Below are 12,962 nucleotides of genomic sequence, written 5' to 3'. Positions count from 1 at the left end.
AGCTAATTAATTTTCTCGAGACCCAATTTACGATGTCAAACCTTCAAATTCGCATGGCAAATGCCATTCGTGCTTTATCCATGGATGCAGTTCAACAAGCCAATTCCGGGCATCCTGGAATGCCAATGGGTATGGCCGATATTGCAGTCGGTCTGTGGAATGAACATTTGCAACACAATCCAACCGATCCCCATTGGATGAATCGTGATCGCTTCGTTTTATCTAACGGCCATGGCTCGATGTTGTTGTATTCCTTATTGCATCTCACTGGCTATGACTTGCCGATGAGCGAGTTAAAAAATTTCCGTCAGTTACATAGCAAAACTGCTGGCCACCCTGAGTATGGAATTACTCCCGGAGTAGAAACCACTACCGGTCCTCTAGGTCAGGGGATTTCAAACGCGGTTGGCATGGCGCTGGCAGAAAAATTATTATCTGCGGAATTTAATCGCCCAGGCCACGATATTGTTGATCACTACACCTATGTTTTTTTAGGCGATGGATGTTTGATGGAAGGCATCAGTCATGAAGTATGTTCATTGGCTGGCACACTCAAACTGAATAAACTCATTGCACTATGGGATGACAATGGCATCTCGATTGATGGCAAAGTAGTTTCTTGGTTCAACGAAGATACGCCAAAACGTTTTGAGGCTTACGGCTGGAATGTCCTGCGTGCTGTGGATGGTCATGATGCAGAGGCTGTATCTAGCGCAATCGCTAAAGCGAAGAAGAGTGACAAACCGACATTGATTTGTTGCAAGACTGCAATTGGTCAAGGCTCTCCCAATATGGCCGGTAGCGATAAGGTGCATGGCTCCCCATTGGGCGCAGCTGAAATTGCTGCAACCCGTGTTGCATTGAACTGGCCCTATGCGCCGTTTGAAATTCCAAATGATATTTATGAAGCTTGGGATTTCAAGAAGCGTGGTCAAGCTGCTGAGCATGAGTGGAATAAAGAATTTCAGGCATACAAAAACAAATATCCAGAATTGGCTTCTGAATTGCAGCGTCGCATGCAAGGCGATTTATCTAAAGACTTTTCAAAAACTTTAGACGCTTATTTAAAAACCTGTGAAGTCAAAGCAGAAACAATTGCTACTCGTAAGGCCAGTCAAAATGCGATCGAGGCATTAGCGCCAGCTTTGCCGGAGTTCATGGGCGGATCTGCCGACTTAACAGGCTCTAACTTAACCAACTGGTCTTCATGCAAGGCTGTGCGTGGAGATCAATGGGGCAACCACATCAACTACGGTGTGCGTGAGTTTGGTATGAGTGCCATCATGAACGGTATCGCTTTACATGGTGGATATATCCCATTCGGTGGTACCTTCTTAACCTTCTCTGATTACAGTCGCAATGCATTGCGCATGGCTGCATTGATGAAATTGCGTAGTATCTTTGTTTTTACACATGACTCTATTGGCTTGGGTGAGGATGGTCCAACCCACCAGTCTGTTGAGCATGTAGCAAGCTTGCGTCTCATTCCGAACTTGATGGTCTGGCGTCCATGTGACACCACTGAGAGTGCAGTTGCATGGGGTGCTGCGATTGAACGTCAGCATGGCCCAAGCGCCTTGATCTTCAGTCGTCAAAATTGCCCATTTGTGCCGCGTAATAGTCGGCAAGTAAAAGATATTGCCCGCGGTGGATATGTTTTACGTGATCCCAAGAAATTAAAGATCAAGGCAGTAATCATTGCTACTGGTTCAGAAATCGCCTTGGCATTGCAAACAGCGGAGCGTCTAGAGGGCGAGGGTTTTGGTATACGCGTGGTATCGATTCCATCAACGACAGTATTTGATCAACAAGACGCTGCGTACAAGTCAAAAGTTTTGCCGACGGATATTCCGCGCATTGCTGTTGAAGCGGGCGTGAGTGATTTCTGGTGGAAGTATGGTTGTGCAGCAGTACATGGCGTTGATACCTTCGGAGAATCTGCGCCAGCACCTGTACTCTATGAATACTTTGGCTTAACGGTCGATCAGATTGCTAAAACAGTGAAGCAATGTATTGCAAATAAATAGACAACATAAGAAACAAAGTATTTATCTAAGAATTCAAAATTAGCAAGGGAAATGGAATGACAATTCGTGTCGCAATTAACGGTTATGGTCGTATTGGTCGTATGGTCTTACGTGCTTTGTATGAAGATCAAGTCAATGGCAAGCCTAGGCGCGATATCAAAATCGTCGCAATTAACGCAATGGGTGATATCGACATCAATGCACACCTGACGCAATATGATTCTGCGCACGGCCGTTTTCCTGCTGAAGTAAAGGTAGACGGTGATTGCATAGTGGTCAATGGCGATCGTATCAAGATGTTCTCTACTCGTAATCCTTTGGAAACTCCTTGGGGTGAGTTGGGTGTGGATTTAGTGCTTGAGTGTTCAGGCAAATTCACTTCCAAAGAAAAAGCCATGGTGCATATTTCTCAAGGTGCGAAGAAGGTGTTGATCTCTGCTCCAGGTGAAAAAGATGTGGATGCCACCATTGTTTACGGTGTTAATCAGCAGGTCCTGAAGTCAAGCGATGTCGTGGTCTCTAATGCGAGCTGCACAACTAACTGTCTAGCTCCATTGGTTAAGCCATTGCTAGAAAAAATTGGAATTGAATCTGGTTTGATGACTACGATTCATGCTTTTACCAATGATCAGGTTCTAACTGACGTGTATCACAAGGATATGCGCCGCGCACGTTCTGCGGTGACCAGCATGATTCCAACGAAGACTGGTGCTGCAAAAGCAGTTGGCTTGGTATTGCCAGCTTTAGCAGGGCGCTTTGACGGTTTTGCAATGCGCGTTCCCGTCATCAACGTTTCTGTTGTGGATTTAACCTTCGCTGCCAGCCGGGCTACTAGTGTGGATGAGGTGAACTCTATCCTCAAGGCAGCCAGTGAAGGCGAATTGAAGGGTATTTTGGGTTTCAATACCTTGCCTTTGGTATCGATCGACTTCAACCACGATCCTCGCCCCAGTATTTACGATGCTTCCCAGACTCGCGTATCTGCGGACGGGAAGTTGGTCAAAGTGTTGGCTTGGTATGACAACGAGTGGGGTTACTCAGTCCAGATGCTTAATGCTGCTCAGGCATTAATGGCTGTAAAGTAAAAGGTTCGGTAAGATTTGAGGCTAAAAGTTCTTAAAATCCTGATTTAAATGCAAAAAAGACCTCAATTGAGGTCTTTTTTCGTTATTTGCTTTTATCCTCCGAAATTAGGATTTTGGTTTATTGCGACAATTCTTCTTTTGGCAGTGTCCATACATCGCTAAAGAGTGCTCCTGGAGCTTAAAACCCAGGTTTTTGGCAATATCTCGCTGCCTTTTTTCAATTGCCTCATCTACAAACTCCTCAACGTGACCGCAATCGAGGCAAACCAAGTGGTCATGGTGCTGACCCTCATTCAGCTCATAAATAGCCCTACTATCCCCTTTGCTGGACTCAAAATGACTGCGAAGCAAGATGCCTGCTTGCTCAAACTGGGTTAGCACCCTATATACCGTGGCCAGACCAATTTCTTTGTCATTCTTAGCTAGAGCCATAAAGACATCTTCAGCGCTAAAGTGAGTGCCACTATTTTGATGAAAAAAGTCCAAGATTTTCATGCGTGGACCGGTTGCCTTCAGGCCAATGTCGCGCAAATTTGCTGGAGTCGGATTTTGGTTCATATTCATGGGTTTGGGAGCTAAAATCAATGTCTTAATGATACGGCCTGCCATGCAAAATTGCCTTCAACTTTTTACCCGTCTACTGAACTCTATTTTTGAGATGTTTGACCTCGCTCGGACGAGCTTAGTTATCGCTGCTATTAGTTCGGTAATGATTGCTACTGGTTGTACCAGCGCTGTCGATGACACCCAGCGCGCTTGGATGAATAAAGTCTTTAGACCTTATGTTCCAGATGTAGTGCAGGGCAACTTTATTTCTAGCGAGCAATACGCTAAGTTACAAGTTGGTCAGAGTCGTGAGCAAGTGCGTCAAATTCTGGGAACGCCTTTACTGGCCAGTTATTTCCATGCTAATCGCTGGGACTATGTTTTTGAATTTAAGCGCGCTGGTCAACAAATGAGTAAAGAGCGTCGTGTGACAGTATTTTTCGAAGGCGATAAGCTGGTGAAGTTTCAGGGTGATGCATTACCAACCGATATCGAGTTGGTTGCTGAGATTGATGGCTACGCAAAAACGAAGCGCTCATTCTGGGATGTTATGACTGGATCAAATAAGCCACCAGTCACTCCACCTTTGCAGCAGCCTGAGTTGCTGGTTCCCAGCCCAACGAATAATTTGCCCGTCGGGGCTACAGTGCCTGCAGCTCCTGCCAGTAGTTCATTTTGGGACTTTTTTAGTTTTTCAAAAAAGTCGCCAGATCCGCAGCCCGTACCTCAACAGTTAGGCCCTGGAACTCTCAACGTTCCACAGGCTAGTGAAGCAAAGTAAAGATAAAGTTGTGTTGATGTCGAGTGAAGTTTTTCGACAACCTTGAATAAGAAACGAAGATACAAATGATGAAAATTGCAATTGCTGGTGCAACCGGCCGCATGGGAAAGATGTTGATCGAGGCTGTGCTCAACTGCACTGACACTGAGCTTGTTGGTGCGCTTGAGCATGGGTCTTGCCCTTTGCTTGGCGAAGATGCCGGTGCGTTCTTGGGTAAAAAAACTGGCGTAACCATTACATCGGATATTGCAAAGGCTTTGAGTGGTGCTGAGTTCTTAATTGATTTCACTCGGCCAGAAGGCACGATGGCTCACTTAGCTGTGGCGCAAAAGACTGGCAGCAAAATGATTATCGGTACCACTGGCCTTAGTCCAGAACAGATTGATAGCCTGAAAAAGGCTTCTGCAAATTTAGCCATCGTTTTTGCGCCCAACATGAGTGTTGGCGTGAATGCCACATTCAAATTATTAGAGATAGCTGCAAAGATGTTGAATGAAGGTTACGACATTGAAATCGTTGAAGCCCATCACCGTCATAAAGTGGATGCTCCATCTGGTACCGCCCTTCGAATGGGCGAGGTGATTGCGGATGCGCTTGGTGGGAAATTGGACGATGTTGCGGTATATGCACGCGAAGGTCATACCGGTGAGCGCAAAGCTGGCTCGATTGGTTTTGCCACTATCCGTGGTGGAGATATTGTGGGTGATCACACTGTCTTATTTGCAGGCGAGGGTGAGCGGATTGAGATTAGCCATAAGTCCTCTAGCCGTCAGTCTTATGCACAAGGTTCTTTGCGCGCTGCACGCTTCTTACAAGCTCAGAGTTCCGGTCTTTATGACATGCAAGATGTTCTTGGCCTGCGTAAGTGAATGTTCAGTAAATCAGAATAGAAGAAAAGAGTTGTATTGAATGAGTAAGGATTACGATCACCGCAGTATTGAAGCAGCAGCACGCGCTGATTGGGAAAGTGCGCAGGCTTATAAGGTAGCCGAGAACGCAGTTGATTCTTCTGGCAAGCCAAGACCAAAATACTACGCCTGTTCTATGTTGCCTTATCCATCCGGTAAGTTACATATGGGTCACGTTCGCAACTACACCATCAATGATGTCATGGCGAGACAGTTGCGCATGCAGGGCTATAACGTTCTCATGCCGATGGGCTGGGATGCGTTTGGCATGCCCGCTGAAAATGCAGCGATTCAGAATAAAGTACCGCCAGCGAAATGGACCTACGACAACATCGCTTATATGAAAAAGCAAATGGCGGCGATGGGTCTAGCAATTGATTGGTCACGCGAAGTAGCTACTTGCAGCCCCGATTACTATCGCTGGAATCAATGGCTCTTTTTAAAGATGCTAGAAAAGGGCATTGCTTATCGTAAGACTCAGGTGGTTAACTGGGATCCAATCGATCAAACCGTATTAGCAAATGAGCAGGTGATTGATGGGCGCGGCTGGCGCTCTGGTGCTCTAGTTGAAAAGCGTGAGATCCCAGGCTATTACTTCAATATCACCGCCTATGCAGAGCAATTACTTTCTGGTTTAGATGATTTAGGTTGGCCAGAACGCGTTAAAACGATGCAGCAAAATTGGATAGGCAAGAGTCGTGGTGTGCGGTTTGCGTTTAAGCACGAGATTGCAGATGCGCATGCTAACTTTGTTCAAGATGGTCAGCTGTATGTATTTACGACGCGTGCTGACACCATCATGGGTGTTACTTTCTGCGCCGTTGCAGCTGAACATCCATTAGCAACATTGGCAGCCGCCAATAATGCAGAGTTAGCTGCATTTATTGAGAAATGTAAAACAGGTAGCGTGATTGAAGTTGATCTAGCCACTCAAGAAAAAGAAGGTATGTTCACCGGCTTGTATGTGACGCATCCACTGACTGATGAATCTGTGCCAGTTTGGGTTGGTAATTATGTCTTGATGTCATATGGCGATGGCGCTGTTATGGGTGTGCCCGCACACGATGAGCGCGACTTTGCATTTGCCCTCAAATATGACTTACCGATTAAGCAAGTGATTGCTTTGCGTACTCCATCGGATATGTTCAACATCAGCCACTGGCAAGATTGGTATGCCCAGAAGGATGATGTCGTTTGCCTTAATAGCGGTAAGTACGATGGCCTATCGTATGAAGAGGCGGTTGATGCAGTAGCTAAAGATTTAGAGCAAATGGGTGTTGGTGAAATCAAAACTACTTACCGTTTGCGCGATTGGGGCATCTCTCGTCAGCGCTATTGGGGGACACCGATTCCGATTATTCATTGTGGTGATGAGAGTAATCCTGGTTGCGGCGCAGTTCCAGTGCCTGAGGCGGATTTACCAGTGGTATTGCCTGAAGATTGCGTGCCTGATGGTAGCGGTAACCCGCTCAATAAGCGTGCCGACTTCCTGAATGTGAAATGTCCAAAATGCGGCAAGCCTGCGCGTCGTGAGACTGACACGATGGATACCTTCGTAGATTCTTCTTGGTACTTCATGCGTTATACCGGCCCAGATGCGAAGACCATGGTTGATAGCCGCAATGAATACTGGATGCCAATGGATCAGTACATTGGCGGCATTGAGCATGCGATTTTGCATTTACTCTATGCGCGCTTTTGGACCAAGGTCATGCGTGATCTCAATCTCATTACTTTTGATGAGCCCTTCCAGAATTTGCTGACGCAAGGCATGGTGCTCAATGAGACTTATTACTCTGAAGAAGCATCTGGTAAAAAAACTTGGTTGAATCCTTTAGATGTAGAGCTCGAGCTAGATGACAAAGGCCGCCCTCTCAGCGCCAAGCTGAAAGGCGATACTGCTGGCACGCCAGTCATTATTGGTGGTGTTGAGAAAATGTCTAAGAGCAAAAACAATGGCGTTGATCCCCAAGCTTTGATTGATCAATATGGCGCGGATACTGCACGCCTCTTTGTGATGTTTGCGGCTCCTCCTGAGCAGCAGCTTGAGTGGTCTAGTGCTGGTGTAGAAGGTGCCTCACGTTTCTTACGTCGTGTCTGGATATATTCTAGTAGTCAGGCGGATGCAATCCGTGCTGCCGATCCAGTATTGCCAAGCGATTTAAATGATGCTGAAAAAGAATTGCGTCGTGAAGTGCATACCATTCTGAAGCAAGCTAACTTTGACTACCAGCGTCGCCAATACAACACCGTAGTTTCTGCGGCAATGAAGATGCTCAATGTCTTAGAGCCTGTAAAGCTCGGTGATAAGACTGCAGTGCGACCTGCTGTATTGCGTGAGTGCTTGAGTATTTTGATTCGGGTGCTTTACCCAGTAGTACCTCACTTGACCCATGCTCTCTGGAATGAGATTGGGTGCGATCAATCATTTGGCACCCTTTTAGATGCGCCATGGCCTGTAGTAGATGAAGCTGCGCTGATTCAAACAGAGTTGACCATCATGTTGCAAATTAATGGCAAGTTACGTGGCGATATACGTGTTCCTGCGGATGCAACTAAAGAGCAAATTGAGGCTTTGGCATTACAAAGTGAGCCAGCTGTAAAAGCATTAAATGGCGCAGCACCTAAAAAGGTGATTGTGGTTCCGGGCCGCTTGATTAACATTGTTGCTTAGATCGCTAACGCTTTATTTTGAATAGAAACTAAACACATGCGCGTAAATCACCTTCGACGTACCATGCTTGGGTTTCTGGCCTTGGCTCCAGTCAGTGGTTTGATTGCCTGTGGCTATCGTTTGCGTGGCATGGTGGATTTGCCATTCAAGGTTATTGCGATTACTGGTAGCCCATCACCACCATTGCGCGCTGACTTGCAGACGGCTATTTTGACGGGTACTGATGCTAAGGTGGCTATCAATCCTAAAGATGCCGATCTCATTTTAGAAATTACCAGCGATCTCAATGGTCGTGAGATCTTAGCCTACAACTCTAATGGTCAAGTCTCTGCCTATCGCTTAAATATACGGGTCGGATTTAGGGCGTATGACAATACTGGTGCGGATGTTGTGCCTGAAGCTGAAATCTATATGACACGTGATATGGATTTCTCGGTGTCTACTGTTTTGGCGACCGACGTCCAAATACAGCAATTTCTATCTTTGATGCGCAGAGATCTTGCAGTGCAAATTCTGCGTCGTGTTTCTGCATCTGCTCGAGCACCACAGGCTCGAAGATTTTAGAGAATGACGATCAAATCGCATGGTTAAGAGCGATGCCCTACAGCTTCATTTGAAGTCACTGAATTCAGCGGCTTCATTAAAGCCTCTCTACATATTTAGCGGTGATGAGCCCCTCCTGATGATGGAGGCAATGGACCAGTTGCGTGCCACTGCTAAAAAAATGGGTTACACCGATCGTGAAGTCTTATTGCAAGAGCGTGGGTTTGATTGGAGCGCTTTGTTAAGTGCTGGCCAAACCATGTCTTTATTTGGGGATAAGCGCTGGGTTGAGTTGCGCATACCAACAGGTAAGCCTGGGCGTGATGGTGCTGATGCGCTTAAGCAGTTTTCCGCCCAAATCGAGTCTCAGTCGCTAGGGTCTGATGGACCAGATACGATTTTTTGCATCATCCTGCCCAGGTTGGATAGTAAGACTAAAGCCTCTGCTTGGTTTAGCGCTCTGGATGAGGCGGGTATGGCGATTCAATTGGATTCCTTGGATCGCGCGCAATTGCCACAGTGGATTGCGGGGCGCCTAAAAAAGCAGGGTCAAGAAGTTCAGTCTGGTCCAGATGGGCAGCGTGCTTTAGCCTTCATTGCTGAGCAGGTAGAGGGAAACCTCATTGCCGCTCATCAAGAAATTCAGAAGCTGGGTTTGTTGCATCCTGCCGGCGTCCTTACCGAGGAACAAATTCGGTCGGCCATTTTGAAGGTGGCTCGTTATAACGTCTTTGAATTAACTGAAGCGATGTTAGCTGGCGATCTTCCTCGCCTTAATCGCATGTTAGATGGCCTTAAGGGTGAGGGTGAGCCCCTAGTCCTGATTCTGTGGAGCGTAACTGAAGAGCTTCGGATACTATCGAAATTGAAAGCAGCAAGCGATGCTGGAGAGTCTGTACAGAATTTAATGCGCGCTAACCGCATCTGGGGTAATAAGGAGCGTTTATATCCGATGGCTTTAAAGCGTGTTCAGCCTTTGAGGTTGCGCAGGGCAATGCAGGTGGCTGCAGGTTTAGATCGTCAGGCTAAGGGATTGCAGGCGGCAGAATTACCGGCAGATCCTTGGGATGGCTTGCGTTTGGTGGGTAATTTATTGCGCTAGATAAAACAATATTAATTTTGACATAGTAAATATATGAGTAATTCAACAAATACCATTCAGCAAATGATGCAAGATATTGGCCGACGTGCTCGTCAGGCATCACGCGCAATGGCGCGGGCATCTAGCGAGCAGAAAAATAAGGCCTTATTGCATATCGCCAAGTTGGTTCGTGAGCGGTCTGAAGAAATTGTCCGAGTGAATGCACTCGATGTTGCTCGAGCAAAAACCAATGGTCAAGATGCAGCGTTTATTGATCGCCTTACGATGACGCCAAAGACCATTGAATCTATGGCATTAGGTTTGGAACAAATTGTTTCTTTGGAAGATCCGATTGGCAAAATAACGCCATTGCAAAAGCAGGCTTCCGGTATTGAGCTCGGTCAGATGCGTGTGCCACTTGGTGTGATTGGTATCATTTATGAATCTCGTCCAAATGTGACAATTGATGCTGCGGCGCTATGTCTCAAATCAGGCAATGCCGTCATTTTGCGCGGTGGCTCAGAGGCAATTGATTCAAATACCTTGTTGGCGCAATTGATTCAAGAAGGTTTAGATGCTGCCAATTTACCCATGGATGCGGTGCAGGTTGTGACCACCACAGATCGCGCTGCTGTTGGCGAAATGATCACCATGATCCAATATATTGATGTGATCGTGCCACGCGGTGGCAAGAGTTTGATCGCCCGCCTGATGGCGGAGGCACGTGTGCCGATGATCAAGCATTTGGACGGTATCTGCCATACCTATATTGATGCTGACGCAGATATCGCGATGGCGATTAAGATTTGTGATAACGCCAAGACCCAACGCTATGCCCCTTGTAACGCGATGGAAACACTTTTAGTGAATAAAACTATTGCACCTCAAGTCTTGCCAGCTCTTTGTAAGATCTACCAAGACAAGGGTGTGGAGTTGCGTGTTGATGATCAAACCCGAAGCACTCTTGAGGCAGCTGGTTTTAAAGACTTAGTCAATGCCACTGAAGAAGATTGGCAAACAGAATATTTGGCACCCATTTTGTCGATTAAAACTGTTGCGGATATCGACGAAGCAATGGGTCATATCGAACAATACGGTAGTAAACATACTGATGCCATCATTACTAAGAATCAAGCGCAAGCCAATCGCTTTTTGCGTGAAGTCGATAGTGCCAGCGTCATGGTCAATGCCAGTACCCGTTTTGCAGATGGTTTTGAGTATGGTCTTGGCGCAGAGATTGGCATCTCGAATGACAAGCTACATGCTCGTGGCCCGGTGGGCTTGGATGGTCTCACTTCTCTCAAATACATCGTCATGGGTCATGGCGAGATTCGTACTTAATCCAGTTTCATTACAGAACAGAAATTTTTCATTATGGGCAATGCATATTTATGGACCAAGACTTTTCATATTGTCTTGATTGCATCTTGGTTCGCAGGCTTGTTTTATCTCCCGCGTATCTTTGTGAACTTGGCTGATGAAAAAAATCCTGAGGTCTATGCACGTATTCTAGGAATGGCGAATCGCTTATTTCGATTTATGACTATATTGGCAGTACCTGCCGTATTGCTGGGCCTAGCTTTGTGGTTGCACTTCAGAATAGGTGCTGGCGAGGTATGGATGCATGCCAAGATGTTCTTTGTACTTCTGGTAATCGGCTATCACCATGCTTGTTGGGGTTTGCTCAAAAAGTTCCGTAATGGTGTCAATACCCATTCAGGGGTTTGGTATCGTTGGTTTAACGAAGCGCCAGTCCTCCTTCTTCTGATCGTTACCGCTTTGGTAGTCATTAAGCCTTAATTTTTTTTTATTTCATCCCATCCCTTTTAGATTGCTAGCCTCATGAGATTTTTTGTTGTTTGTCCAGGCGGACTGGAAGTGCCTCTTGCACAAGAGCTAGCAAGTATTGCGCAGCGCCCTGACTGTAAAGCCTTGGGTGCCTGGGTGATTGATCCTACGCCTACGAGTCCTACGGGTGGAGTAGGTTTGGCGGCGCCAATATCTGCCGCCATGGCATTGAACTTACATTCACGTATTGCGAGTCGAGTATTGCTACAGATGGCGGAATCGACATACCGTCAGGAAGAAGATTTGTATAAGTTGGCTAGTGGTTTAGCTTGGGAGGAATGGTTTTCTTCTAAACAAACTTTACGCGTTGATGTGACAGCCCATCGTTCACCATTGAAGAGCTTAAATTTTGCAACCTTGAAAATCAAGGATGCGATTGTTGATCGTTTGCGTGATGTCACTGGTGATCGCCCCAGTATTGATACCGCATTTCCGGATGTGCGGGTACAGGCGCATCTCACTGCAACTCATGCCACGATCTATTTGGACACTTCAGGTGAGGCCTTATTCAAACGTGGCTGGAGAGATGAAAAGGGCGATGCACCTTTAAAAGAAAATCTTGCGGCCGGTATCTTATCAATTACCTGCTGGAAGCCTTCGCAAACTTTATTTGATCCAATGTGCGGTAGTGGCACCTTTTTGATTGAGGCTGCACAAATAGCTTTAGCTATTCCGCCAGGTGCTATTCGGGCGGGGATGTACGGTGATGACGCGAAGCCGAGTCGATTAGCCTATCGCCCATTAGTAACTTCCGCTCATGGGTTTGGATTTCAGCGACTCAAGCCATTTAATGAGGCTACCGAGCAAAAGCGTTGGGCGACTTTGAAAGACGCTGTACATTCTGAGATGTTGGAGAGGCGTAAACAGTTCCCAGATTCAGAGTCTTTGGGTATTAGCGGTGGTGATATTAACGAGCGCTTGGTAGCGATGTTTAAAAGCAACTGGCAACGGGCTCAGTTGCCTGGATTGCCAGTAACGCGTCAAATTGATGCTTTAGCAAGTAGACCGCCAGTAAATAATCAAAATGGTGTGATGCTATTGAACCCGCCTTATGGTGAACGCTTAGTCATTAAGGGTGGACGAGGCCAGGATCGCGCTGGAGGCGGCGAAATGGAGCGAGACACATACGAACAAGCTGAAGAGCCAGAAGATCGCTATGCCTTTAATCTAGAGACAGGACGTCAAAGTGCTAAACGCTCTAGCCGCGAGTCTCTCAAAAAGCTACAAGCTCAAGAAGAGCAGGACCCTAAGTTTGTGGAATTTTTGAGGCAGTTTGGCCAGCATCTCAAGGATACTTTTGGTGGCTGGAATGTCTTTGTATTGACTGCGGATATGGCCTTGCCCGGGCAGTTGCGCATTAAGGAGTCTAAGCGTACCCCTTTATTTAATGGCCCCCTGGAATGCAGATTATTTAAGTTCGAGATGCATCAAAAGCGTGACGCTATATCCGATTTAAAATAAAAAGATAA

General features: G+C 46.5%; 11 protein-coding genes. 10 read left to right on the top strand and 1 reads right to left on the bottom strand.

What is annotated here, in order from left to right; translation table 11 throughout:
- Positions 1-32 precede the first annotated feature (32 nt).
- Entirely contained in the window at positions 33-2,027 is a 1,995-nt protein-coding gene (gene tkt / locus ICN26_RS03285) for a transketolase (protein ID WP_255534355.1), read from the top strand.
- Positions 2,028-2,083: 56 nt separating this feature from the next.
- On the top strand, positions 2,084-3,112 hold the full coding sequence (gene gap / locus ICN26_RS03280) for a type I glyceraldehyde-3-phosphate dehydrogenase (protein WP_216266874.1): 1,029 nt from the start codon (positions 2,084-2,086) through the stop codon (positions 3,110-3,112).
- A gap of 105 nt (positions 3,113-3,217) precedes the next feature.
- Here the strand turns inward: gap and fur are convergent, their stop codons facing one another.
- On the bottom strand, positions 3,218-3,676 hold the full coding sequence (gene fur, locus ICN26_RS03275) for a ferric iron uptake transcriptional regulator (protein ID WP_082091945.1): 459 nt from the start codon (positions 3,674-3,676) through the stop codon (positions 3,218-3,220).
- Positions 3,677-3,719: 43 nt separating this feature from the next.
- Here fur and ICN26_RS03270 point away from each other — a divergent pair, with 43 nt between their 5' ends.
- The 8 genes from ICN26_RS03270 to ICN26_RS03235 all read left to right on the top strand — a co-directional run bounded on the left by ICN26_RS03270 (position 3,720) and on the right by ICN26_RS03235 (position 12,954).
- Positions 3,720-4,439 (top strand): outer membrane protein assembly factor BamE, encoded by a 720-nt coding sequence (locus ICN26_RS03270; RefSeq protein WP_216266871.1) that lies wholly within the window; start codon positions 3,720-3,722, stop codon positions 4,437-4,439.
- Between the two features lie 68 nt (positions 4,440-4,507).
- Positions 4,508-5,308 carry a 4-hydroxy-tetrahydrodipicolinate reductase gene (dapB, locus tag ICN26_RS03265; RefSeq protein ID WP_216267637.1) on the top strand — a complete coding sequence of 267 codons (801 nt, stop codon included), beginning with the start codon at positions 4,508-4,510 and terminating at the stop codon, positions 5,306-5,308.
- Positions 5,309-5,348: 40 nt separating this feature from the next.
- The gene (gene leuS, locus ICN26_RS03260) at positions 5,349-8,021 is read left to right on the top strand and encodes a leucine--tRNA ligase (protein WP_216266869.1); all 2,673 of its coding nucleotides are present in this window, start codon (positions 5,349-5,351) and stop codon (positions 8,019-8,021) included.
- Positions 8,022-8,057: 36 nt separating this feature from the next.
- Positions 8,058-8,585, top strand: a complete 528-nt coding sequence (locus ICN26_RS03255) for an LPS-assembly lipoprotein LptE (RefSeq protein ID WP_216266866.1) — start codon at positions 8,058-8,060, stop codon at positions 8,583-8,585.
- Between the two features lie 19 nt (positions 8,586-8,604).
- Positions 8,605-9,666: a DNA polymerase III subunit delta gene (holA, locus tag ICN26_RS03250; RefSeq protein WP_216266864.1), complete on the top strand. Its 1,062-nt coding sequence runs from the start codon at positions 8,605-8,607 to the stop codon at positions 9,664-9,666.
- A 33-nt stretch (positions 9,667-9,699) separates the two neighbouring features.
- Positions 9,700-10,986 (top strand): glutamate-5-semialdehyde dehydrogenase, encoded by a 1,287-nt coding sequence (locus ICN26_RS03245; protein ID WP_255534354.1) that lies wholly within the window; start codon positions 9,700-9,702, stop codon positions 10,984-10,986.
- A gap of 33 nt (positions 10,987-11,019) precedes the next feature.
- The gene (locus ICN26_RS03240) at positions 11,020-11,445 is read left to right on the top strand and encodes a CopD family protein (protein WP_046331053.1); all 426 of its coding nucleotides are present in this window, start codon (positions 11,020-11,022) and stop codon (positions 11,443-11,445) included.
- Between the two features lie 42 nt (positions 11,446-11,487).
- The gene (locus ICN26_RS03235; RefSeq protein WP_216266861.1) at positions 11,488-12,954 is read left to right on the top strand and encodes a THUMP domain-containing class I SAM-dependent RNA methyltransferase; all 1,467 of its coding nucleotides are present in this window, start codon (positions 11,488-11,490) and stop codon (positions 12,952-12,954) included.
- Positions 12,955-12,962 lie beyond the last annotated feature (8 nt).

Origin of the sequence: Polynucleobacter hallstattensis, from assembly GCF_018881835.1 — a bacterium.
GTDB classification, from domain to species: Bacteria; Pseudomonadota; Gammaproteobacteria; order Burkholderiales; family Burkholderiaceae; genus Polynucleobacter; species Polynucleobacter hallstattensis.
This window is presented reverse-complemented; position numbering and strand designations above follow the sequence as displayed.

Coding starts and splice junctions, on each gene's coding strand:
- ICN26_RS03270 (WP_216266871.1), top strand. CDS start 3,720: ATGCAAAATTGCCTTCAACTTTTTACCCGTCTACTGAACTCTATTTTT.
- ICN26_RS03240 (WP_046331053.1), top strand. CDS start 11,020: ATGGGCAATGCATATTTATGGACCAAGACTTTTCATATTGTCTTGATT.
- ICN26_RS03245 (WP_255534354.1), top strand. CDS start 9,700: ATGAGTAATTCAACAAATACCATTCAGCAAATGATGCAAGATATTGGC.
- gap (WP_216266874.1), top strand. CDS start 2,084: ATGACAATTCGTGTCGCAATTAACGGTTATGGTCGTATTGGTCGTATG.
- fur (WP_082091945.1), bottom strand. CDS start 3,676: ATGAATATGAACCAAAATCCGACTCCAGCAAATTTGCGCGACATTGGC.
- ICN26_RS03255 (WP_216266866.1), top strand. CDS start 8,058: ATGCGCGTAAATCACCTTCGACGTACCATGCTTGGGTTTCTGGCCTTG.
- leuS (WP_216266869.1), top strand. CDS start 5,349: ATGAGTAAGGATTACGATCACCGCAGTATTGAAGCAGCAGCACGCGCT.
- tkt (WP_255534355.1), top strand. CDS start 33: ATGTCAAACCTTCAAATTCGCATGGCAAATGCCATTCGTGCTTTATCC.
- holA (WP_216266864.1), top strand. CDS start 8,605: ATGGTTAAGAGCGATGCCCTACAGCTTCATTTGAAGTCACTGAATTCA.
- ICN26_RS03235 (WP_216266861.1), top strand. CDS start 11,488: ATGAGATTTTTTGTTGTTTGTCCAGGCGGACTGGAAGTGCCTCTTGCA.
- dapB (WP_216267637.1), top strand. CDS start 4,508: ATGAAAATTGCAATTGCTGGTGCAACCGGCCGCATGGGAAAGATGTTG.